The organism is Gimesia aquarii, from assembly GCF_007748195.1.
Classification (GTDB): domain Bacteria; phylum Planctomycetota; class Planctomycetia; order Planctomycetales; family Planctomycetaceae; genus Gimesia; species Gimesia aquarii.
This window is the reverse complement of sequence record NZ_CP037920.1, coordinates 2208249-2232324: the sequence shown is the minus strand read 5'-3', so window position 1 is coordinate 2232324 and position 24076 is coordinate 2208249. Positions and strand designations below refer to the sequence as shown.

The window sequence follows — 24076 nt, the reverse complement described above, 5'->3', positions numbered from 1 at the left end:
ACTAGAATGTAGACAAAGGCGTTTATTAAGAATCATACTAAGGTATGGGTGAAAAAATGACATCGACAACAAATCTTTCCCAACCGAAACTACAATATCACCCCAACGCATACGACTTTGTATTTGAAGCCTTACAACAAGCGCAAGAACTCTATGCGCGTCCTGTCACCAACGAGAGTGAGCAGGAAGAAGCCCATGTTTCAGGACAGGAACTTCTGGAAGGCGTCAAAATCCTTGCGTTAAAGCAACTGGGATTAATGACCACAACCGTGTTCAAACAGTGGGGTATCACGGCGACCAAAGATTTTGGAAAAATCGTCTTTGAAATGATTGAACACGGCAGAATGCGAAAAACAGAAAACGATCGCCTGGAAGATTTTGTCGATCTCTACGATTTTGATCAGGTATTTGACTTGGATTATACCATTGACACAAGTCAGGTCTTCAGTCGTAGTACAGCGGAACAATCTTGATTCTGCTGAGCAGCCTTCCTTTCAACCCTCTTCTTTTCTCGTCTCTCTCAACGCCTCTAAGTTTTGCATTTAGCTAACTTTGTTAAGTTGCTGTTATTGCAAAATTAATTGCACGTGCTACACTCCTCCGAATAGAGACTTTTGCTTGAGTTCCAGCTGTATTTTTTGAGTATTCAAAATTTTTTGATCACTGTTGCCCGAAATCGACTCAGGTTTTGTGGTTTTACAACAAGACTTACAACGGCTTATTTAAATGGGGTTAACTCTAAGGATGAGATTTCTTTGTCGCGCTTGCTTCCCTCCCGTTCGTCTTCTCACAACACTCCTCACCTTAACGATCATCGCTTTTTTCTGCTCAGCACCTCTGCTTGCTGCAGAAGGTTCGACGAGTGCTCCACCTGATGCCGAATCGGCAACAGTCGTGATTAGTTGGCTTGTTGCCATAGCAGGAGCAATCTTTGCACTCTTTACTGCTTACCGCTTCTTCAGCTGGATGGTCAATCAAAGCGAAGGCGATGCAAGTATGAAAAAAATTGCCGGACATGTGCGAGATGGTGCTCGCGCTTATCTGGATCGGCAATTCAAAGTAGTCACCATCTTTTTCGCAGTCGTGTGTGCACTGTTGGCTTATATGGCCTTCGGTTTGAAGACTCAATCAGAGTGGGTTCCCTTTGCATTTTTAACGGGCGGCTTCTTTTCTGCTCTGGCAGGCTGGTTTGGAATGCGAACCGCTACACTCGCCAGTGCACGCACCGCTCACGCTGCCAAAGATTCATTAAACAGCGGCTTACAAGTTGCCTTCCGAAGTGGCGCTGTGATGGGACTTGTTGTCGTTGGACTGGGTTTACTCGATATCTGCCTCTGGTTTGGTGTATTACATTGGGTAGTCGGAATGAGTCTGGCTGACATTACCGTGACCATGCTCTGTTTTGGTATGGGTGCGAGTAGCCAGGCTTTGTTTGCGCGTGTTGGTGGTGGTATCTTTACCAAAGCGGCAGACGTTGGTGCCGACCTGGTTGGTAAGGTGGAAGCTGGTATTCCCGAAGATGACCCACGTAATCCCGCTACAATTGCCGACAACGTTGGCGATAATGTAGGTGATGTTGCAGGGATGGGAGCAGACCTGTATGAGTCATACTGTGGTTCTATTCTCGCCAGTGGTGCGCTTGGAGTTGCCGCCTATCATGGTTATCCCAAAATGCAAATGATGTGCTTGTTGCTTCCAATGTGTCTTGCCGCTGTGGGAATTTTTCTTTCCGTCACCGGAATCTTTATGGTCAAGACAAAAGAAGGAGCCTCACAGAAGAATCTACTGAAAGCTTTGGCTAAGGGAATCGACAGTAGTGCGATAGGAGTATGTATCGCAGCATTTGTACTTGTCTGGTTGATGCTGGTGATTCCCTCTCAGTCATCAGGGATTCCCGCTGATTCGCCTCTGGTTGTTGGCAATTCTTTATTTGGTGTATTTGGCTCTATTGTTTGTGGTCTCGTTGCAGGCTGGTTGGTCGGAAAATGGACTGAATATTCAACAAGCGATGAGTTCAGGCCAACGCGTTTTATTGCAGATCAATCTTCGACGGGTCCGGCAACAGTGATTATCGCTGGAATCGCCGAAGGTTTTTATAGCGTTTGGGTTCCGATTGTCGTAATCGGGGTCGCCATTCTTCTGGCTTTTGGGCTATGTACCGGATTTGATTTTGCAAATGCTCAGATCTTTGCCATGGGCTTGTATGGCGTGGCTATCGCCGCTGTGGGGATGCTAAGTACATTGGGAGTCACTCTCGCGACAGATGCCTATGGTCCGATTGCTGACAACGCAGGCGGAAATGCAGAAATGAGTGGGCAAGAGCCATTTGTTCGAGAGAGAACCGATGCTCTAGACAGCCTCGGGAATACAACTGCTGCCACCGGTAAGGGTTTTGCCATTGGCTCTGCTGCGTTAACAGCATTGGCTCTACTGGCCGCTTATGTCGAAGAAGTTCGCATCGGATATGAACGCTGGATCGAACATTCGGCTGTTGTTGAAACCATCTCTGACGATATGGCAAATGCATCAGCACTTAAATTGAGTAGTAACTGCATTGCATTACGAACTGCAAACAAAGAGGGACAAGATTCAGAACATAACAATCAGGGATTCTTATTATTCCCGGCTCTGAATCTGACCCAGATCACTCCCGGTCGTGAAAAAATTGTGAATGCAAAAGTTGGCTCCGTCATTAATGGGCTTAACATTTCCAAACTATTAGAGAGAGGGGAAATTGTTGACGTCAAGAAAGCAACAGTACCTGACTTTTCACGTTTCTATAATTTCTCTCTGTTGAATCCTAAAGTGCTTGTTGGAGTCTTCTTTGGTGTGATGGTCGCCTTTGTCTTTTGTGCTATGACTATGAAAGCAGTCGGACGGGCCGCGGGTGCGATGGTAGATGAAGTGCGCCGTCAGTTCCGTGAAATCACAGGCATTATGGAGAATAAAGCCGAACCCGATTATGCTGCGTGTGTCGAAATCAGTACTGCGGCCGCTCAGCGCGAGATGATTCTGCCTGCGATGCTCGGATTACTTTCACCGATCATTGTAGGCCTTCTCCTGGGAGTTCCCGGCGTAGTCGGTCTTCTAGTTGGTGCCTTGACGAGTGGGTTTGCAGTTGCCATTATGATGGCTAATGCCGGTGGCGCCTGGGACAATGCGAAAAAGTACATTGAAGCTGGTGCGCATGGCGGAAAAGGAACTGATGCGCACAAAGCCACAGTAGTAGGCGATACCGTTGGTGACCCTTTTAAAGATACCAGTGGCCCCAGCCTGAATATTCTGATTAAATTGATGAGTATGGTTTCTGTTGTCATGGCCGGGTTTATTATTCAATACGCATTAGAGTTATTTTAAGTGATTGAAACAGGCTAGAGGTTACGAAAATCAATACTGAACAATCTAATTCAATTGAAGGTGCCTCCAGTTTAGAACGCGCCTGTCTCTGTGCTCAAACCTGTGATGGACTCAAAGGGAAAGACATCATCGTACTGGATGTCTACGATATTACTCCTTTGTTTGACTATTTTATTATCACAACGGCTGCCAACCAAAGACAAAGCCATGCGATTGCTGAAGAGGTTCGTGTTCTAATGAAACGCGATCCCTCGCATCGACGCAACATTGAAGGCAAAGATAGTGAGTGGATTCTAGGTGACTATGGAGATATCGTTCTGCATATATTCACTGAAGAAGCACGCGAGACCTACGACCTGGAACGCCTCTGGGCAGATGCCAAAAAAGTGGATTGGCAGTCGTTCAAAACGGATTCAGCTTAACAGAAACCGTAGTTTCTAGCTTTCTCCCTTATCAGCGTGTATTCTGGGCATCAATACTCTCGCCAGAACATCTTTTCATGAAGCGAGAGACTAGAGTCCTGCGATTGGAAATTTGACATGAATATTCTTGATGAACTCAGAACTCGATTCACGCCAGCTTTATTGGCATGGACGGAAGATCCATCTACCGTAATTGAAATGCTGAAAGCATCTCAAGATGCCAAGTTTGGTGATTATCAGGCAAATTTTGCAATGCCTTTAGCGAATCGTTCTAAAGAGTTAAAACCACGAGATCTTGCCGCCCAAATTGTTGAACAAGTTGATCTATCAGATGTCTGTGAACCCCTGGAAGTGGCTGGTCCCGGGTTTATCAACATCAAGCTAAAACAAGACTGGTTAGAGGATCAAACCAAACAATTAGTTACCGATGACCGACTGGGGGTCGCTACTGCTAAGTCTCCACAGAAAGTGGTCGTTGATTTTTCAGCCCCCAATGTTGCCAAACCAATGCACGTAGGACATTTAAGAAGTTCGGTGATTGGCGATGCCAACTATCGTGTTCTGCAGTTCCTGGGGCACGATGTTGTCGGCGATAATCACATCGGCGACTGGGGAACACAGTTTGGTATGATCATTTTTGGATATAAGCACTTCCTCAACGAAGCTGCATTCCAGGAAAGTCCTGTGGAGGAACTGGCACGACTTTATCGACTGGTAAACCAACTGTCTGATTACCATGCAACCAGGAATACCATTCCTACAGTACAGAACGAAGTTGAGCAACTGGAATCAAAGCTGAAAACAATGGAAGCGGCTAACAATCCATCAGACAAAAAAGCCCAGAAACAGATCAGGAAATTAAATTCAAACATCGGGGAACGTAAGTCAGAACTAAGATCGATGCAGGAAAAACTGACTACATTCGAGCAAGACAAAGACTTGCAAAGCAAAGCTGATACCTTTCCTGAAATCGCGAGACAGGCTCGTCAGGAAACCGCAAAGCTCCATGCGGGAGACCCTGAGAACCTTGACCTCTGGAAACAATTTCTTCCAGAGTGTCTCGAAGCCATTCAAGTTGTTTATGATCGCCTCGATATTCAATTCGACATGACTTTGGGGGAAAGTTATTATCAACCCATGCTGGCAGATGTGGTAGCTGATCTCAAAGAAAAAGGATTAGCGACTGAAAGCGAAGGGGCGACTTGTGTCTTCATAGAAGGTTTCAAAGCCCCCTTTATTGTACAAAAGCAGGATGGTGCGTTTACCTATGCCACGACCGACCTGGCTACGATCAAGTATCGGGTTGAAGAACTCAAAGCAGATAGGTTACTGTATGTCGTCGATTCAAGGCAGAGCGAGCATTTTCAATTATTGTTTGCCACGGTTAAAGAGTGGGGATTCACCAATCTTGAATTACAGCATGTCAGTTTTGGAACCATTTTGGGAAAGAATAAACGCCCTTATAAGACAAGATCTGGCGATACTGTTGGTTTAGAAAGCCTGCTTGATGAATCAATTCAAAGAGCATATGCGATCGTTGCAGAAAATGATGATGCCAAACCTGATGGACCAGAACTAAGTAAAGAGGAACGGACTCAAATCGCCGAAACGGTAGGCTTGGGAGGAATCAAATACGCCGATCTGAAGCACAACCGCGATAGTGACTACGTATTTGACTGGGACAAAATGCTGGCGAACCGAGGCGATACTGCTACTTACATGCAATACGCTTATGCACGTATTTGCGGAATCTTTCGTAAAGGGAATGTCGACCGCAATGCCCTAAGGAATGACCACACAATGCTCGATCTTGCTGAGGAAAGTGAAAGAGCTTTGGCGTTACAAATCAATCGATATTCCGAAATTCTTGAGAGCGTGGCTATCGAAGCGCGGCCGAATTACCTGACCAACTACCTTTTCGAGTTGTCAAATTTATTCAGTACGTTTTATAACAACTGCCATGTCCTCAAGGCAGAAGACAAGAATGTGAAGACGAGCCGTTTATTGTTATGTGATTTAACGGCCCGTGTCATTGAGCATGGGTTGTCTCTATTGGGAATCCGTACCTGCGAACGAATGTAAACATAGATGACAATCACGACAATCAAATTGCTTGCGCCAAGGGAAATAAAAAAGCATTCCAAAATGGAATGCTTTTTTTATAAATATTACCCGACAAGGATTTGAACCTTGACTAACAGAATCAAAATCTGTTGTGCTACCATTACACTATCGGGTAACGTTGTATTTACCTGTTCAAGACGCGGTAGCTGCGTCCAGTTTCATTTCTGAAGTAGAAAAATTCTAATCGAACGGAGTTTATTGAATCTCTGATAATCTGGCAAGAGTTGTCTCAGAGAAAATCAGCATCTTTCAAATTCACTAATCGTTACGCAATTTGAGATTCATTTCACCCAATTTTTCACGGATTTCATTAAGTGAAGTCACGCCGAAGTTGCGACTGGCTAATAACTCATCCGGGCTACGTCGAAGAAGTTCGCCCATAGTTCCAATTCCAAGCCGAGACATACATTTTCGTGAACGCACGGAAAGTCCGAGGTCGGAAATGGGTTTCTCTGTAACAGGGTTGTCAGCCAATTCAGGAGGCAAGGCGGCATAACCCCCTTCTTGTCCCAACGATTCATGCAGATTTTGACCGATATGTAAGCCGAATGAAGTAAGCATCTCTCGGATTTCATCGAGTGACGTCTGGCCAAAATTCTTTCCGGCTAATAGGTCGTTTTCGCTGACACGTGTCAGATCACCCAACGTATGAATATCCATCGCATGCAGACAGTTGCGACTGCGAACAGAAAGCTCAAAATCAGTCACTGGTCGATCCAACAATTGTTTCATGCGGGCTTCGTTACGAGCAGTCTCTTCGTCGTAGTACATGCTGTCAGCCGCTTCGATATCTTTCAGATACATCGCAGCCATTTCATTTTGTGGATCTGCTTCCAAGATACGTCGGAAACAAAACGCAGCAGCCGGATAGTTTTCCATATCCTCATAAAGTAATCCCAAATTCAGAATCGCTCCCAGATAGAAAGGCGGACTGGAGAGAGACTGCTCATAGAGACGGATCGCATCTTCATCATTTCCACGCGAAGCGTTTTCTCCTGCGAGACGAAATATCGCGCGAGAGTGACGGGGGTCCATATCGACGGCTCGTTCAAAATATTCAATCGCTCCGTATAAGTCTCCACGGTCTGAGCGAATACATCCCATCTGGAATGAATATTCGGCTCGACCAGCCGCATCTTTAGCGATGGAAGATAGAATCGTTTCTGATTCATCCAAATTACCCACCAGGCGAAAAGTTTCTGCTCTTCTCAGTGAGCACTCAATTGCATCGTAGCCCAACTTTGCTGCTGCCTCTAGTTGTTTGCCAGCGTCTGGATATCGCTTTAGTGCGATTAAAGAAACAGCATGAAAAAAGCTGGCCGTTGCATTATCTTGAACTTTTTCAAGTTGCTCAACCGCATCACTGTGTTGACCTAACAAATGCAAGGCGATACCAGCCTTCGCAGAAAGCCCAGCAGAGGCCTGACCATCAGCTATGTTCTTGACGAGAGCCTGCACTTCATTACGTAGCTCGGCAACCTGATCAGAGCAGACAATTTCGCTCAACTGTTCTACATCTGAATATCCGACACTACCAGAACTTTGTAACACACCTTTTACATCAATTAATTCGTCTACACTCACACTAATTTCCTTTATTGCAGCTAGCGCGCAGGTGGAAGCAGGTAATAGATATCATCGCAACCAACTATTACCAAATTTCTTAAACTCGAATCTTACAATCTGGTTAGGGAAACAGCAACCATCAAGGCTCGTTTACTCTGTTTTCTCGCTGTATCTATGTACCTTATGCATAAACACAACAAAAATAGTGACCTAATGAATACCCCCAAGTCTCTTCAACAAACAAGCCCCTGATAACCACCGTCAGAGGGAGATCCTGGTAAATGAATATTTTCCTGGACGATTGCTCTGCCTGGATAGTCTTTCAAAACGCGTTTCAGCAGCTCTCCATTCTCTCTGGGATCGAAGGAACAGGTGGAATAGACCAAGCGGCCTCTTGGCTTCAAATGGTCTAAAGCAAGTCGCACCAAGTGACGCTGAATTTCAACCAGTTCATTGATTGAGGAATTATCAATGCGCCAACGTGCTTCAGGACGTTTCCCAAGCACCCCCGAGTTCGAACAAGGGGCATCGACTAAAATCGCATCGAAGGGAGCGCCAGGTAAATCAGTTTCATGCAACTTAATCAGTCGAGGTTGAACGATATTGAGTCCCAGCCTGGACGTGTTCTGTTTAATTTTGTCGAGTCGGTCCTCTCCAACATCAGTGGCAATAATCGTCCCCTGATTTTGCATGAGTTCTGCAAGATGAGTCGTTTTCGTTCCGGGAGCCGCACACAAATCCAAAACCGTTTCACCCGGCTGTGGATTCAAGAGATTTCCGGCGGCAATCGCAGATTCATCCTGGATCGTAAATTTTCCAGAATCAAATCCAACAAGAGATTCTAGAGGAACCGCCTGGTCCAACCTGATCGATTGAAGCTCTGTTCCCAAGCTAGCCTGGATACCCGAATCCAGAAGTTCCGTGAGTAAAAAGTCCCGATTGGTTTTTAAAAGGTTAACGCGCAAATAGAGCTTATTGCGTTGATTAAACCATTGAGCAATCTGAAGTGTTTGATCGATACCATATCGAGTGATCCAATCAGAAATGAGTGACTCAGGAAAACTAAATGCTTTGGAAACATACCTGGAAATATTTGATTCAGGATCATCAAAATAATCTGATGCAAAACAGCGATAGCGCTCGAAGCTCAAAGGAATCGCATTCGCTTTAGGAGCAGTAGCAACATCTTCAATGAGTTGTCGACTTATAGAACGCAAAATCGCATTCACCATTTTTTTCCAACGCACACGCTTAAGCTTCGCAGCAAGTTCTACTGTTTCAGAAACGGCAGCGTGATCGGGAATTTGATCGAGCATGACCAATTGATACACACCGATTTGCAGCAGCGTCCACAAGGAAGGCTCCAACTTTTCCCGTGGACGCGTCAATTGGTGCTCAATCAGCGTATCGAGAGTCAGCTGTCGTCGAATCACGCCAATACTGATTTCCATTGCTAATCGGCGATCCTGCGAGGAAAGTTCAATACGACGATCCCAGCGTTGAAGCGAATCACTTACAAACTGCTCACGAATACGAAATTCTTCAAGCAGAAAAAATGCGAGTTCTCGCGCGGAGCGAAAACATTGGGGGAGTTGTATGTCATGCGAATTTGAAGATGGCTTCTTTTGATGCCAGACGTTTTTCTTTTTCACGATGACTGACCACACAACTTTTCCAGATCGGTAAAGAAATGCGGATAAGTCTTAATGGTACAATCTGGATCTGCAATTACGATTCCGGGGATTTTCAATCCGACCAATGCAAAACTCATGGCCATACGATGATCGTCATATGTCTCGATTGTTGCCGGATGAATTTCACCTGGATGAATCGTGATCGAATCCTCTGTTTCTTCAACTTTGATTCCCATTCGCTTCAATTCATTTGCAATTGCGGTCAGACGATCAGTTTCTTTATGGCGAATATGTCCCACATTCCTGATACAGGTAGGCCCCTCTGCGAACAATGCAACCGCGGCCAATGTCTGAGCGGTATCACTAATATCATTCATGTCCACATCGATGCCTTTTAAAGGGCAACCATGCACAGTGATACTATTGCGACCTTGTTCTATGTTGCATCCCATGTCCTCCAGGACCCGTATAAAATTGATGTCACCTTGCAACGCATCTTGATTCAATCCCTCTACTGTCACACTCCCTCCTGTAATCGCAGCAGCAGCAAAAAAGTAACTGGCTGCAGAAGCGTCAGGTTCAATATCATAAGCTACAGATCGCCGATAGGTTTGCGGGTGAATTCTCCATACTGAGGGTTGTATTCGATCTATGGTCACACCAAATTGTGCCATAACTCCTAACGTAATCTCCAAATACGGCTTTGAAACCATATTACCCTGGATGGATATAGTAATGGGATTATCTGCAGTCGCAGCAACCATCAACAAGGCACTTAAATATTGGCTGGATACGCTACCAGAAATCGCAGTTTCACCACCTGATAACCCATTCGCCTTGACTCTGACTGGCGGGCAACCTGTGTCATTTTCACAGGCAAGATCGACTCCTAATTGCTTTAACGCTTCCACTAAATGCTGAATGGGGCGTTCTCGCATGCGCGCATTGCCATCTAGAATATATTCTCCAGTCCCAGTTGCACAAAGTGCCGTCAAGAACCGGATACTGGTGCCACTGTTCTCCAACCACAGGGAGGCTGATGTTTGTGGAATTTTTCCATCACAGCCTTCAACCAGAATCGTACACTTTTCCGGATCATGCTTGACCTTGATACCTAATCGATTCAGGCTTTCAATCATGACTTGAGTGTCCTGGCTATCCAGAACTCCAGTTAACTGTGTCGTACCTTCAGCGAGTGCGGCAATAATTAATGCACGATTAGTAATGCTTTTTGAGCCAGGTGGACGAATTGTCCCTTCAATGGAACCGGTAACGGGTTTGACTTGATAAGTTTTGAGCATGGAATAATTAAATGAAAGATGTGTTGAGATCTGGTAACTGTCTCAAGCTAATAGTAAATGAGTCGTTAATTCGTCACAGCATACACACTTGGTATCCAAACCTAAAGTGAGTAGATCCGTGTCTTCAAGTGTCTCCGAGAGTTTGAGTCGCATCTGGAAGACCTTCCCTAATGGTCGGATAAACTAATTCGATCCCCAAACCTTCGCGTAACCTTTTATTACTACACCGCTTATTCAATCCTGCCGCCCGTTCAGTACTGTGGTTGCGTTTTGACTTCAATTCAGGCTGATCTGACTCCTTCACTGCAAATTGTGGAAGAGGAGCATCTATCATTTGTGCCAAAGTTTCATAGTATTCCTGACGAGTCATTGGATAATTGTCACTGACCAGATAATGAGACTCGAGAGGAATGTCGGCATCACATCGGAGGATTGTATTGACGATATCTGTGACATGAATCAGATTTAAATAAGCATCTGGTCTACCCAGTAATGGTTCGCCAGCTTTAATTTGTTCCATCCTGGCAAGTAGTCGTCCCGGACCATAAATCCCGGCTAACCTGAGAATCACGGCTGACGCGGAGTTGTGATCTTCCCGTTTCGAGATAAGTCTCTGTTTTTCAAAAAGCCGTTCCGCTTCCAAACAAATTTTTCCGTTTTCCCGCTCCGGTTCACAAGGGCTTGTTTCGTCAACCCATTCTCCCATAGTCTGACCATAAACACTGGTACTGGAAAGGTAAATAATTTTCCTCGTCCGATTTTTGATTTCAGAGAGTACATGATTCAATCCCGTGACATAGATATCATGACGAGTCTGATTTGCTGAACGGTCAAATCCCACCGCATACAAGACCGTATCTGTACTGGGCAAACTCTTGAGTGATTCCGGTTGGGTGATATCTCCTTCGATTGGCTTGAGTCCAAGATTTTTGAATTCACTGGCGCGCTTTTCTGATCGTGTTAGCGCATAGACAGTATGCCCCTGCTCTAGCCATTTCTGAGCCACTGGTAAACCAACATATCCACAGCCAATAATAAGTTTAGTCATCTTTCGAGAACAATTTACATTAATAAATGAGAAATAACTGTTTGGCCTTATTAACGTTTCCCCCGAATTCTCGGGGCAAGCTGATGTGAATTTTGTAATACCTGTTTGATTTTATCTTGAATTAAATTCTGTAATTCCAATTCGGAATTGTCAGACAGGGATCGGATCAATCTTACATGCTGCTTGTTGACAAAATCGGAGTCCAGTTTTTGAAATCGGTCTGCCATCATCTGCAAAAAGACTTCTACTTGTGTTATAGTCAAGTCGTCTCGTTTTAGAACTGTTTCAGTAGAATTTCTTTCACGTGTTAATCGCGCAAGTGTATTTTTCTGGGTTCGATAAAGCTGCCCCGCAATAAATGCCCGCCTTAAGAGACCGTTCTGATCAAACTGATAAACGGGATCACTGCCAAAATAAAAAGAAAAATGACCGTTTTTCTTTTGTCCCCAGAATACAGGATCCGCTTCATGTTCGACTTGTATTTCAGCGCGAGGAAAGAAGGCTGTCGCTTCACGCATCAGGTCTTCGCGGTCTTGTTCATTTCGCGCCATCGACATCTCACTTTTTCAGAATGCGATCCCGATTGTACATTTCTGTTTGGGCTCACCAATACGACTTAATCAAACAGATGGCTTACGGATTCGTTTCGGTGAATCCGACGAATGGCTTCTCCTAATAAAGGAGCAATTGAAATCGATCTTAAATTAGATAGTTTATCCTGATCAGGAATCGGCAGGCTATTTGTGACAACAATCTCTTTGATCGGTGCTTCACTCAAACGTTTGATTGCAGAACCACAGAAGACAGCATGGGATGCTCCGAGATAAATTTCTTTGGCACCATGTTCTTTGACAACATTAGCCGCTCCGACAATTGATCCTGCCGTTGAAATCATATCATCAAAAATCAAGGCGATTTTACCTTCTATCGGACCACCAATGATATTTGCCTGCTGTGTTTCCAGAGCATTCTTACGACGCTTATCGACAATCGCAAGTGTGCCACCAATATGATTATTATGCTGCAAAGTACGTTTAATGCTGCCTTCATCAGGGCTAACCACAACGAGCTCTTTGTCAGGAATATTCAGAGATCGAAAATAACGGTCAAGAATGGGTGCTGCATATAAGTGATCAACGGGCGTATCAAAAAAACCTTGAATCTGTGCAGCGTGAAGATCCATAGCCAGAACCCGATCTGCTCCTGATTCATTAATCAGGTTAGCAACCAGTTTCGAAGTGATGGGAACGCGACCTGAATCTTTTCGGTCTTGTCGAGCGTAGCCAAAATAGGGAATTACAGCGGTGATCCGTTCTGCGCTGGCACGTCGACAGGCATCCATCAGAATCAACAGCTCCATCAGATTATCGTTCACGGGCGGCGAAGTCGGTTGAACGATAAACACATCTCGTCCTCGAACATTTTGATTGAGTTTTAAACTAATTTCACCATCAGGGAAATTTGACAACTCTACCGAAGCCAGTCGAATGCCGAGATAATCCGCAATTTCTCCAGCTAATTGCGGGTGTGCTCGTCCACTGAGAAGAGTCAGATGATCATACATTAAATGCGATGCCTGCAGTTGTAGTGCGGAACATTATGATGCGGGAGCCAAAACAGTCAGCGCCGAACGAATCTGTCTGGCAATTCTCCCTATTCACGCTTATCGCGAGAAAGAAGTCAAGTATGAGCTTTCATTTTCGTGCGAAAGTGCCAAAATGCAGTTATCTGGACAAATTCTAAGAACATTGACGAAAGAAAAAGGTAGACAATTTCGTTCGATTATTCAGTCGCAGCACTTTGAATAATCTCAGCGATTTCAGCCAGTTGATCCTGCGTATTCACACCTTTAGCTTCCTGAATGTCAAACACAGAACTGGCAAAAACAGGCTGTCCTTCCTTCAATAGAATCTCTGCACAATCTGTCAGGTAGTACTCTGCCTGGCTATTATCAGGCTTCACTTGTTCCAGAGCATGAAATAATTGCTGACCGTCAAATGCAAAACAACCTGTATTAATTTCCTCAATGGCGGCTTCTTCGGGAGTCGCATCTTTTTGTTCCACAATTCGCAAGAATTGACCTTCTGCATCGCGAACAATTCGTCCGAGACCTGCATTCGCCTTCGTTATTGCTGTTCCCACAACACAGGCTGCCTGATTCTCTTTTTGAGTCTTGAGCAAGCGCGCTAACGAAGCCCCTTTCAACAATGGGGTATCACCGGCTAAAACCAAAACAGGTCCATTATGGTTGGCCAGATGATCTGCACACATCATAACCGCATGCCCCGTGCCGTTTTGTTCTGCTTGCAGTGCAAATTCCACATCGGAATGGTGAGTCAGTGCTGCTTTGACTTCCTCTGCTTTATGTCCCACGATCACAACTAATTTCTGGCAATTTGCAGAACGCGCGGCGTCCAAAACGTATTCGATCATGGGACGCCCCAATATGGGGTGTAACACTTTGGGAAGCTCTGACTTCATCCTTGTGCTCTTGCCAGCGGCAAGGATGATTGCTGCAGGAGGATTCACTGATGAATTCCTTTATCAGGTATCATGGTGTGATAGATTCTTAAGTAAAGCGCGGCTTAATATTGCACACCAAATCGGGCAATGAAACCATCTTTGATATCAAATCCACCACCGCTTTTGAAGTCAGCTTCTCGTTTTAAGGCACCACCTGCTTCGAGGAAGAGAGACACCAATCCATTGTCGCCTCTGACACCGAGCATCATGACGTAATCCTTAAATTCTACTTGATCGCGGTTTGCTACACCAGTTCGTTCGACCTGAAAGGCTTCAATGTCGTATTCAAAGCTACCATACAACCAGACACTTTTATCTCCGACATTACCCATGAAACGACTGACGCGTGCTTTGGGAAACATTGCACGCACTTCCCAAATATCATTAGGCGTCCAAACGATTCCCGCATAAGGAATCACATAGTCGCGTACTCGATCCCAATAACCTGCACCAACGGCAAACATCCAGGTGTCAGAGGGACGGAAGAACAGAACGACGCGTGCGTCGAACATCCAGGCTCTGGAACTGAGACTTTTTCCGAAATCAGAACCCAAAGAAGGGGTGAATCCTAACTGAACACTCCAGAGCCCATTGCCGGGTGTTGATAATTGCAAATCTGAACCAAAGCGAAAACCTTTTCCTGGCAAGGAAATATTTTGCGGACCTTCCCATCCTCGGTAATCGAATTCTGGTGTCACCGCAAAAATCCAACCATTACGGGTCGGTGTTGTATACGTCAGATCCACGTCTGTTTCAAAAACTCCAAAGTTTCCACCGTCAGCTCCTGTTGGAGGAACGTAAGTGCGTGATTTAGGCAAAAATCCAATCTCAAATCGAGATGTCCAACCAAAGCGATAAGGCTGTGGGCCATTCATCCCACTTGCATAACCAGACGGCGGCTGGTTTCCAAACTGGCCTGGACCAACCCCTGGAGTGAGAAATGGATCGTATCCAGCAGCGGGAGCACCATACAAGTTACCTCCTCCGTTAGGATCAAAAGTCTGTCCTTCAGGAACAGTGTAAGAACCACTGGGAGGGTTCGTATTGTTACCAAATGGAACTTGTTCCTCATAAGTTGGCTGAGGGCTTTGAGCGCGAATCACTGCTTCAAAGTCCTCTGCTGGAGTGTAGACAGTTGTTAATTCAGCGGGATTCAGTCCCGCTGACAATACGGTGGCAAGACAAAGAAGGGAAGCGTTCAATGTTCAACCTGCAAATATAGGATTAATCAGTTTATGAGCGGAAACGCTCTATCTGAATGGGGAGTTAGCGACACAATGTAGCTTGACTCATATTTGGGGGTGGTTTAGTGAGGGAATTTTCCAAATGTAGACGATTAGGTCAACAGCAATCTGAAGACAATCGGAAGCAAACTTGAGGAAAAGTTCGAATTTTTTGGAAATTGATCAGAAAAAGTTCCAGACTGCGATCCAACAAGAAGGAACTGAGAAATGATTGATAAAGAATTACCAGGTAGAATTTTAAACCCGAAAGACAGAACGATAAGACATCTTATAAATAGACAATTTGACAGTAAATTTATAATCTTCGAAACTAAGAAAGCTGGATCGAGAGTATGAAATGTCCCGTCTTGAAGGAGATTTGAATTTGTATCTAAACGAGGATCGAAGCTTAAAATTCCTGCACTATGAACGATGGCGAATACACTACTTAATCACTCTGAGAAAAGTATGTAAATATCGCTGTCACCGATCAATCAGGACAGTTGAGACGTCCGATGAAGTCTGTCAGAGTAGCTCACATCGCATTCGCTTAATATGTTCTCAATTATCGAGAAGAATTGAGAAACTGTGGTGGCTTATTTATGGTAACCCAGACTAGTCACTACAGAATGTAATTCTTCAAAAGTAATGAACCGTCGGCGATGACGCAGTTTATACTGGTCAATTGCTTGGGCCAGTTCATTGACATCTGAGTTGTCTGAATTGTAAGAATTGCTGAACTGACGTCTTTCGCCCATCTCTTGCAAAGGATTGTCATTTCGATTCTGGCGACGATCCTGGAACGTGGCAGATTGTGGCTCGGTAACCTGTTTCATACGATTGCTCCTCAATTAAGTATTTACCAAGCAAAACGTAGCTTACATTTTTTGGTAATGTGGGAAATTTTGCTATCTGCAACGATTATTGCTGTCTTTTGCTGCGGATCGTTTTCAATGTTCTGCTTATGGCAGTTATACAAGAAAATCAACTTAAATTGACTCTTCGTAGGTGCAGAGTGCGTCAATTTTGCCTTAAAACAGAACCATCAAAAAATACCATCGACAGTTATTTCTGCCTTCTTTGGCTTACGTGGCAATTCTCGTTATATTACAAGTATTACGATCCTGCGTATTCTGCCTGTCATGCTGTTGACTGAGGGAGGGATCTCTATTACTGGTGAAAAGAATCAAGACGTCTCTGGCTTAAAAATGAAAGATTGATGTTTTATGAATACAAAAGTTGCAATTTTGGGCGGAGGCGGGATGGCGACTGCCTGTACGACATTACTTACAGAATCATCAGATGTTGCCGTTTCCATGTGGGTTCGCAAAGCTGAGGTCGCTGAAGATTTGAGAAAACATCGAGAGAATAAAAGATTGCTCCCTGGTGTTCCGCTTCCGGAATCAGTCAATGTCACTTCCGACATCGACGAAGCAGTTAAGGATGCTGATTATCTCGTTGTAGCCATTCCAACAGAGTTCCTTAGAACAGCACTCACGCCATTAGCACCGCATCTGAAAAAAGGTTTGCCAGTCATCAGTGTTATCAAAGGCATTGAAAAAGAGACCTTTTTTCGTCCCAGCGAAATCATTGCCGATGCTTTGGGACCTCGCCCTGTTGTCGCTCTGGGCGGCCCCAGCCATGCTGAAGAAATTGCCCGTCGTCTGCCGGCAAGTGTAGTCGCAGCCAGTGGTGATATTCAACTCGCCAAACAAACCCAGCAACTCTTCAGCACGGACCGTTTTCGTGTATACACGAATGTAGATATCGTCGGTGTGGAATTAGCGGGAGCGTTAAAAAATGTGATTGCCATCGCCGCAGGCATTTGTGATGGCGGCAAGTATGGCGACAATGCAAAGTCGGCGATCATGACTCGCGGTCTGGTAGAAATGAATCGCTTCGGTTCTGCATTGGGAGCTGAACCCGCGACATTCTCTGGATTGGCGGGTGTGGGCGATTTAATTACAACTTGTATGAGCCCCTTTGGCCGAAACCGAAAACTGGGAGAACAGTTGGGACAAGGCGAATCGCTGGAACAGATTCTTTCGAAGATGGATGCTGTTGCAGAAGGCGTCAATACCACTCGAAGTGTGTATGACCTGGCTGAGGACAAAGGCCTGGAGATGCCTATTACCACAGAAATATATCGTGTTCTATTTGAAGGCAAATCACCGGATGATGCGACTCAAACACTAATGACACGTCCTCAAAGAGAAGAATAATTTGTTGTCGTCTTTCTCAAATCAAAAAAGATGCTCGAGATCCTTTGAATCAATCCGGGAGTTATTTCATGCGATTTTCAGAACGTATTTTTTCAGTCCTCGTTTTTTGCCTGCTGATGCCTACAATCTCTGCTGCAGAAATCTGGCCTCAGTTTCGCGGAGCAACCGGAAGCGGAATTTCCACAGAGAAAAACTTACCTGCAAAGTGGTCGCAGGATCAAGGAGTTTTCTGGTCTGCCGCTTTACCAGGACGAGCAAACTCTTCTCCTGCAATCACGGCCAACCGAATTGATATCACTACAAAAACCAATGATGATTCGCTCTGGGTTATTTCTTTTGATCGCGAAAGTGGTCAGGAATTTCGTAGAGTCAAAGTAGGGTCCGGCTCATTGTCAGCTCCCGGCCCACGTAACCTCTGGGTACACCGACACAATGCGGCAACTCCTTCACCGATTGCTGATAACCAGAATATCTGGGCTTTCTTTGGTACAGGGCTTCTGGTATGTCTTGATGCAAAATCGGGAGAAATTCAGTGGAAACGTGATCTTGTGAAAGATTATGGTCCCTACAATATTACGTTCGGCATGGGTTCAACACCCCGCTTATGGGGAGATTTACTATTTGTCACCTGCATCACCAAAGGCCCCTCTTATGTTGTGGCCTTTGATAAGAGAAGCGGGAAAGAAGTCTGGAAAGTGAACCGAAAACTGCCAGCCCATAAAGATGGAGCCGACGCCTATTCTACCCCCACTATTTTTCAAAACGGAACCAGAACCGAGTTACTTGTCTCTGGTTCAGAACATGTAAATTCATACGATCCCCAAACAGGAAAACAACTCTGGATCGCCGGCGGTCTGGATATCCCCAGTCCCTTTGGGCGCATCATTGCAGCACCCGTGGCTGATTCTCAAACGGTAATTGCGACGTCGGGTAATCCGGGAGGTGGAGGACTTGGATACATTAAGGCTTTCAAACAGGGTCTAACAGGGGATCTCACAAAATCAGGCCTTTTATGGAAGTATGATGTCGCAACTCCAGATTCTTCGACTCCCCTAATTCTGAATGGCAAACTTTACATGGTGAGTCAAAATGGTATTGCCACTTGTGTAGATCTAAAAAATGGAAACCCACTCTGGAAAAAGCGCATGAAAGGAGAATATTTTTCAGCATTGGTGGCCGGTGATGGAAAAGTTTATTTTCTCAACACCGATGGACTTTGCACAGTCATTAGCCCTGAGACAGGCAACGTTATTGCTGAGAATCAATTACCCGGTACGTTCTATTCCACTCCGGCAATCAGCGAGGGAGTACTTTATTTGAGAGCCTTTGACCGTTTATATGCCATCAAAGGTAAATAAAAAAGGATCACAAGTTTCTCATTCTAGCATATTTAATTAGGGTGAGTTCGAAGATTTCCTTTGGATACAAGAAGACAAACCGTATCGGAAAAGCCTAAGTGAATAAACTAAAAAAGTCCCTGGTAGTGTGATCTACCAGGGACTTTATGTTTTTCTGATTTAGCCTTAGAGTTTATCTACCATTTGTTTGGCAATTTTTTTGACTGCTGCCGGACTCGAGGCAGCCTCCAGTTTATCTAAATCGGCTAGCAATTTATCAGCCTTTGCTGCATCAGATTGCTTCAAGCCTTCAAGTGTCTCTCGAAATCCCATTGCCGCACTCCCCATCTCACCTGTTTTAGCGATTGATTCTAAGGCCGTCTTCATATCAGCAGTTGAAGTGATATTGTTTGTGGCAGATCCATCACTATCACCAGCCGTGTCATTAGTAGCACCGCCACATCCCGTAATCGAGATAAATAATACAAGCAATAGAACGGTTGAAGCTATTTTCATCTTTTAAGGCCCTTTATTTTTAGAAATCGTTTATTGATGGAGGTTAGAATTACTATCAGAACACTGGCTATGATGCAGTGCAGCTCACGGTGTGAAACCGACAGGTAAGGAATGAAAAGAGAGCGAAACTCATTTTTGTGAGAATCGCCCTCATGGAAAGCTATATTAACTCAAGTAACTTTGTGGCTTACCATTCACCGGTCACTTCTTCACCCGCAGCGGAACCAAGCCCCTGCCAGAGAGTGATGTCAATATTATCGCTGGCAAATCTTACAGCACCATCACCCATTAAAACATGAGCGCCACCTGTATGCCGACTTCTAGCAGACCAGACTCCTGCCGAATCATACCAGCCACAACCGCCACAAGGATGAGCATCCGGATTAGGTGAGTTGGGAGGATTCAAGGTATTGAATACAGTTTGACCACCGATACCATTCATCCATTCTCGGCCGACATGGCTGTGTGTATTTGAGGTTCCTGCAAGCGCTTGAGTTCCATATGCATCAAGTACTGCCTTTGTTGCAAAAGAGTTTGTCCATCCACTGGGAAATGCCTGTGCTCGAACTAAGTCTGTTTTGACATTAAACTTACCACCGTTATTATCACCAATGGTTCGTTCACCGGCGGCGATCGTATTTGAAGTTCCGTCAAGAACGTCACTGATACGGGTCGGCTTGCTAAAATTAAAAATTCCGACTTGATCTCCAGTACCAACTCTCCACCAACCAGAAGGACCCGCACTCACCGCATAATTATTACCCGTATCAGCACCAGCCCACTTTAAGTCAGAAGGGCACAAGAAAGCTGGAATAACTTCATTATTCAGAGGAGCATTCACTCCGGTATTATACATCAAATTCCAATCGATCTGATTGTATATATTTGCCTGATCCATATAAGGTAAAAGCAAAGCATGGGCACTCATTGCACGCCAAGCACAAGTTCCGGTACAAGAGTCTGTAATAGATGGTGCATTAGCGATAGGAAACATTCCATGTGCTTCATGGTAATTATGCATCGCTAAACCAAACTGCTTAAGGTTATTCTTACATGTGGAACGTCGGGCCGCCTCACGGGCCTGTTGAACTGCCGGCAGCAGTAATGCGATCAAAATTGCAATAATGGCAATCACCACTAGCAATTCAATCAAAGTAAAACCACTCTTCTGCGAACGTTTCAGCTTCATGTTTCAGTTCCTTTGGAAAAAATAAAAAATAGTCACTAAAAAATACTTAACGCAAACCAATTCAAGAAATGATGGATATGACAAAAAATTTAGAGATGAAGTGATGTTAAACACCATAGAATAGGGGAAATCAAACTAGCATCAATGAAACATAACACGACACAGATAAACTAAAACACTTATCAATATAGACTATCGCATTAATATACAGCTGACTAAAATGATCTTAATAAGGTTTTAATAAAAATGTCAATCGATTTCTCTCTGCTAATTAAGACAAGCCGTTTTATTAACATTAGTTAATAACCATTCTTTACGTAAATCGTAATCAGCGATAATGCGTATAATCAACACTTATGGTCTAATCCAAACTCAACTCACTAACGGAGCAATCTGGACCAGCATTTCTTATAGAGAATCGTTAAGACTGGACAGGTTTACTCGATTAAAGTAAACGAGTGATTTTGCTGAATTGGACTGTGTGTTTGCGTTCTTCCAGATGGCCAGAAAATCGTTACACCATTAACCCTGGCTTCTTTGGGAAACCCGCAATGCACGACATAGCTACTCTGTGATAAATAGCTACCTCCCCCTTTAATAAACCGAGAAATATCACCTTGGTCCGTATGGAACACAAGGCGGGCACCTATCGCATCTCGATTCGATTCTGTTCCAATCAGCCGAATCTTAACCCATTGAGAACGAGCTTTTGATTGGTTCTCTAGAATGGCTGATCTCTCATTGCAATTTGCGAAAACCAAATCCAAATCTCCATCATTATCTAAATCTCCAATAGCAACACCTCGACCATAGTGCAATTGGCTTAAGTAGTTTGCTTCTTCAAACTTCAGCCGGGAAAATTGACTAGAACGGTTTTCGAGAATGAGTGGCTGCTGTCGAACGGTCGTGTGCTTTGGAAAATGAATCACGTGGCCATTGGCGACAACAAGATCTTCATCACCATCTGAGTCAAAATCTCCAAATTGAGTACCAAACCCCACAAAGATATCTCCAATTGCGCTCACTCCCGTTTCGCGACTTGCATAGAGAAACTGTCCGTTTCCTATATTCTTATAAAGGGCAAATGCTTCCGACTCATAGTTGGCCACCCATATATCAGGTAAGCCGTCCTGGTTGAAGTCTCCGAGATCAACCCCCATACTTCCATTCGCCGTCGCTTCGTCATCGACGGCAACCCCCCGGACGAGAGCGGCTTCCTGAAACTTCCCTTCACCATCATTAAGATAAAGAAAGTTATTCGTCGTATCATTGGCTACGTAGACATCCAGATCCGAATCATTGTCAACATCTCCGAGGACTACCCCCAGACCTTTGCCATTGGACACTAAGCCTGCCTCTTGAGTCGCATCGCGAAATGTACCATCTGCGTTGCTAAAAAAAACACGATCATCGAGACCTGTAAATCGGCGAGGAGGGCATACGTCCTTCCGTCCGGAAGAATCAGCACACAACGGATGATTTTCGAACGTCCAATCGACATAATGGGCCAGATACAAATCTAAATAACCATCACCGTTCAAATCTCCCCACCCGGCAGAGGTACTCCAACTTGGGTCAATCAGACCTGATTGCTGCGAAATTTCCTCGAAGGTTCCGTCACCAGAGTTATGCCAACAGAGAATTCCACCATAGCCAGTGACAACAATGTCAGGAAAACCATCATTATCAAAATCTGCGACCGTACATCCATGTGAGTAAAATCGACTTGGTGCGATCTTGGAATTAAGGCTTGCATTCTCAAACCTGCCCGCAGACATCTGACTAAACAGAACGGACGGAGATCCAACTATTTTCTTTCCTTTGAGAAAAGTACCACCGCCAGGAAAAAAAAGATCTTCGTGCCCATTGAGATCAAAGTCCCAGATGGCAACTCCGCCTCCGATTGATTCTAAAATCGTATAGTGCTTTGCTTGTTCGTCATTCTGGTATTTGAAATCAACACCCAGGGAGTCTGTAACATCCACAAAATCAATGGTAGCTGGTTCCGAACGTCTCGTTCCTGCCCGCTTCCCATCAGTTGGCTGACTCATCGGTGTTTTGGAAGTACAACCGCTCAAAACGCATAACAAAACAAGAATAATAACGGAAAATTGGATGGAGGCACCTCTAGAATTGATCCCAATAAAAAACGCGTTCCGAATAAATTTACCTATTCGGTTCAGAACCTTGCTCTGCATAATACTTTTCCAAAGCCTGTTTGGCTTGTTGATGTTTTGGATCATAGTACAAAGCATTTTTTAACCATACGATTCCCTGATTTTCAGAAATGTGTTCTAAGAATATCTGGCCGATTTCTGCTCGCAGATCGGCATTTTTTGAGTCTTTTTGAAGCAGGTCAAAGCATTCGTCCATACGCTTGATCGCCTTTTGTGTTGTTTCGACAATCTGGATTTGCTGTTCCGCTTTCTCAAGATCGCCCAGCCCTCGATAGGCATTCGCTAATGCCAGCCGTGATTTTCGATCTTTCGAATTGAGCTCAAGCGATTTTTCTAAATATGTTGCCGCTTTTTCGTAATTTCCAGACGATAGTTCCAATTGCCCCAGCTCCAAAAGGACTGCATTTCTGGCAACATGAGCTGGATCTCCGACATCTCGAAAATCTTTGAGTCTTTGCTTTTCTGGAATTCCCTGTGCTTCCTGCAATATCAGTCTTGCTCCATCAATATTTTGTTTCATCCGTAAACAACGAGCAATCCCCACTAGGGCCGCTGTGTGTCCTTTTTGATTTTGCGTGCAGATTCGATAATTCTCGAGCGCTTGATCAACTTGATTCTGTGATAATTTCACACGCGCTAAATTATAGGCAGCAGGAACATTGTCAGGTGCAATTTTTAAGGCTGATATGAATTCCTTTTCAGCTCCGTCCCAAGAGCCTTTGTGCTCTAATATGCGACCACGATAGTAGTGGGGGAGTGGATCGTCGGGAAAATCTGCTTGCCAGAGTTCTAAAACTTTTAAGGCTTCCGGAAATCGATAATTCAAAATACAACTATTTACAAACGTTTCGCAAATGTCTTGAGCATTCCCTTTCGGATCGATCAGCAAGTCTGCCAGATTTTGCTCCAGATTATTGATGTCTCCCACTTGGGCTTCTACAAGCCACTGCTCTCGTTTTAAATCTTCAGAAGGGCCGGTGATCTGATGTAACTTCTTTAAATATTCGATTGAATTGTCAATTTCGCGAGCTCGTCGATGAGCACGTGCTAAGATCAACAAAGTATCAGCGTTCTGAGAGTCAGTCTGGTAGGCTCTTAAGCCCCAACTCAATGCGAGATCGACTTTACGATCCAGTAGACTTCTTTCAGCTTGCCACTGACAAAATTGAATCCAGCTCGATTTTCCCCAAATCAGTCCGAAGGCAATAATACAAAGACAAACAATCCCCAAGACGGTTTTTGTGTGGCGTCTTTTAGTCTGCTGGCTGCTGGTTTCAGTGTTTTCCGTTTGTGATGTCAATCGAACACCCATCAATCAATCATAACTTATAGCGATACAATAATAACTGTTTATAACAAGACCGTGGCTCTTGAAGAATATCAGGTATTTCTGACTGTTTTGTAAAGGGTGAGTGGCAGAATGCTCACGTCGAATCA

At 44.6% G+C, this 24076-nt stretch carries 19 protein-coding genes and 1 tRNA gene; 6 read left to right on the top strand and 14 right to left on the bottom strand.

Features of this window, described 5'->3' with window-relative positions:
* Positions 1-56: 56 nt before the first annotated feature.
* The 4 genes from V144x_RS08875 (at position 57) to argS (ending at position 5861) form a co-directional block, all read left to right on the top strand.
* Positions 57-473 carry a Minf_1886 family protein gene (locus V144x_RS08875; RefSeq protein ID WP_232102769.1) on the top strand — a complete coding sequence of 139 codons (417 nt, stop codon included), beginning with the start codon at positions 57-59 and terminating at the stop codon, positions 471-473.
* 271 nt (positions 474-744) lie between these two features.
* A complete protein-coding gene (locus V144x_RS08870; RefSeq protein ID WP_232102768.1) occupies positions 745-3357 on the top strand; it encodes a sodium-translocating pyrophosphatase in 2613 nt (870 codons plus the stop codon).
* Between the two features lie 29 nt (positions 3358-3386).
* The gene (gene rsfS, locus V144x_RS08865; RefSeq protein WP_315852422.1) at positions 3387-3779 is read left to right on the top strand and encodes a ribosome silencing factor; all 393 of its coding nucleotides are present in this window, start codon (positions 3387-3389) and stop codon (positions 3777-3779) included.
* 117 nt (positions 3780-3896) lie between these two features.
* The gene (argS, locus tag V144x_RS08860) at positions 3897-5861 is read left to right on the top strand and encodes an arginine--tRNA ligase (protein ID WP_144984400.1); all 1965 of its coding nucleotides are present in this window, start codon (positions 3897-3899) and stop codon (positions 5859-5861) included.
* 86 nt (positions 5862-5947) lie between these two features.
* Here argS and V144x_RS08855 read toward each other — a convergent pair.
* The 10 genes from V144x_RS08855 to V144x_RS08810 all read right to left on the bottom strand — a co-directional run bounded on the left by V144x_RS08855 (position 5948) and on the right by V144x_RS08810 (position 16034).
* Positions 5948-6018: transfer RNA gene (locus tag V144x_RS08855), tRNA-Gln, on the bottom strand.
* Positions 6019-6161: 143 nt separating this feature from the next.
* Positions 6162-7487, bottom strand: a complete 1326-nt coding sequence (locus V144x_RS08850; protein ID WP_232102767.1) for a DNA-directed RNA polymerase subunit alpha C-terminal domain-containing protein — start codon at positions 7485-7487, stop codon at positions 6162-6164.
* A gap of 215 nt (positions 7488-7702) precedes the next feature.
* Complete coding sequence (gene rsmB / locus V144x_RS08845; protein ID WP_144984397.1) at positions 7703-9136, bottom strand: 16S rRNA (cytosine(967)-C(5))-methyltransferase RsmB; 1434 nt, start codon at positions 9134-9136, stop codon at positions 7703-7705.
* Positions 9118-10404, bottom strand: coding sequence for a 3-phosphoshikimate 1-carboxyvinyltransferase (gene aroA, locus V144x_RS08840; RefSeq protein WP_144984394.1), 1287 nt, complete (start codon positions 10402-10404; stop codon positions 9118-9120). Before aroA ends, rsmB begins: the two co-directional genes overlap by 19 nt.
* Before the next feature lie 124 nt (positions 10405-10528).
* Positions 10529-11452: an SDR family oxidoreductase gene (locus V144x_RS08835; protein ID WP_144984391.1), complete on the bottom strand. Its 924-nt coding sequence runs from the start codon at positions 11450-11452 to the stop codon at positions 10529-10531.
* A 50-nt stretch (positions 11453-11502) separates the two neighbouring features.
* Positions 11503-12003, bottom strand: coding sequence for a hypothetical protein (locus V144x_RS08830; protein WP_144984388.1), 501 nt, complete (start codon positions 12001-12003; stop codon positions 11503-11505).
* A gap of 65 nt (positions 12004-12068) precedes the next feature.
* Entirely contained in the window at positions 12069-13016 is a 948-nt protein-coding gene (locus V144x_RS08825; protein ID WP_144984384.1) for a ribose-phosphate diphosphokinase, read from the bottom strand.
* 218 nt (positions 13017-13234) lie between these two features.
* Entirely contained in the window at positions 13235-13981 is a 747-nt protein-coding gene (locus V144x_RS08820) for an NTP transferase domain-containing protein (RefSeq protein WP_144984382.1), read from the bottom strand.
* Positions 13982-14037: 56 nt separating this feature from the next.
* The gene (locus V144x_RS08815; protein ID WP_144984380.1) at positions 14038-15177 is read right to left on the bottom strand and encodes a hypothetical protein; all 1140 of its coding nucleotides are present in this window, start codon (positions 15175-15177) and stop codon (positions 14038-14040) included.
* Positions 15178-15794: 617 nt separating this feature from the next.
* Positions 15795-16034, bottom strand: coding sequence for a hypothetical protein (locus tag V144x_RS08810; RefSeq protein WP_144984377.1), 240 nt, complete (start codon positions 16032-16034; stop codon positions 15795-15797).
* Positions 16035-16424: 390 nt separating this feature from the next.
* On the opposite strand from V144x_RS08810, the gene V144x_RS08805 reads away from it, so the two are divergent.
* Both V144x_RS08805 and V144x_RS08800 read left to right on the top strand, forming a co-directional pair.
* Positions 16425-17420: an NAD(P)H-dependent glycerol-3-phosphate dehydrogenase gene (locus V144x_RS08805; protein ID WP_144984374.1), complete on the top strand. Its 996-nt coding sequence runs from the start codon at positions 16425-16427 to the stop codon at positions 17418-17420.
* Positions 17421-17488: 68 nt separating this feature from the next.
* Positions 17489-18778 (top strand): outer membrane protein assembly factor BamB family protein, encoded by a 1290-nt coding sequence (locus tag V144x_RS08800; RefSeq protein ID WP_144984371.1) that lies wholly within the window; start codon positions 17489-17491, stop codon positions 18776-18778.
* A 165-nt stretch (positions 18779-18943) separates the two neighbouring features.
* Here V144x_RS08800 and V144x_RS08795 read toward each other — a convergent pair whose 3' ends face one another.
* The 4 genes from V144x_RS08795 to V144x_RS08780 form a co-directional block, all read right to left on the bottom strand.
* Positions 18944-19273 (bottom strand): hypothetical protein, encoded by a 330-nt coding sequence (locus V144x_RS08795; protein WP_144984368.1) that lies wholly within the window; start codon positions 19271-19273, stop codon positions 18944-18946.
* 187 nt (positions 19274-19460) lie between these two features.
* Positions 19461-20462, bottom strand: coding sequence for a DUF1559 domain-containing protein (locus V144x_RS08790; protein ID WP_144984365.1), 1002 nt, complete (start codon positions 20460-20462; stop codon positions 19461-19463).
* 437 nt (positions 20463-20899) lie between these two features.
* Positions 20900-22513, bottom strand: a complete 1614-nt coding sequence (locus V144x_RS08785) for a CRTAC1 family protein (RefSeq protein WP_197998829.1) — start codon at positions 22511-22513, stop codon at positions 20900-20902.
* 115 nt (positions 22514-22628) lie between these two features.
* On the bottom strand, positions 22629-23951 hold the full coding sequence (locus tag V144x_RS08780) for a tetratricopeptide repeat protein (protein ID WP_144984360.1): 1323 nt from the start codon (positions 23949-23951) through the stop codon (positions 22629-22631).
* Positions 23952-24076: the final 125 nt, after the last annotated feature.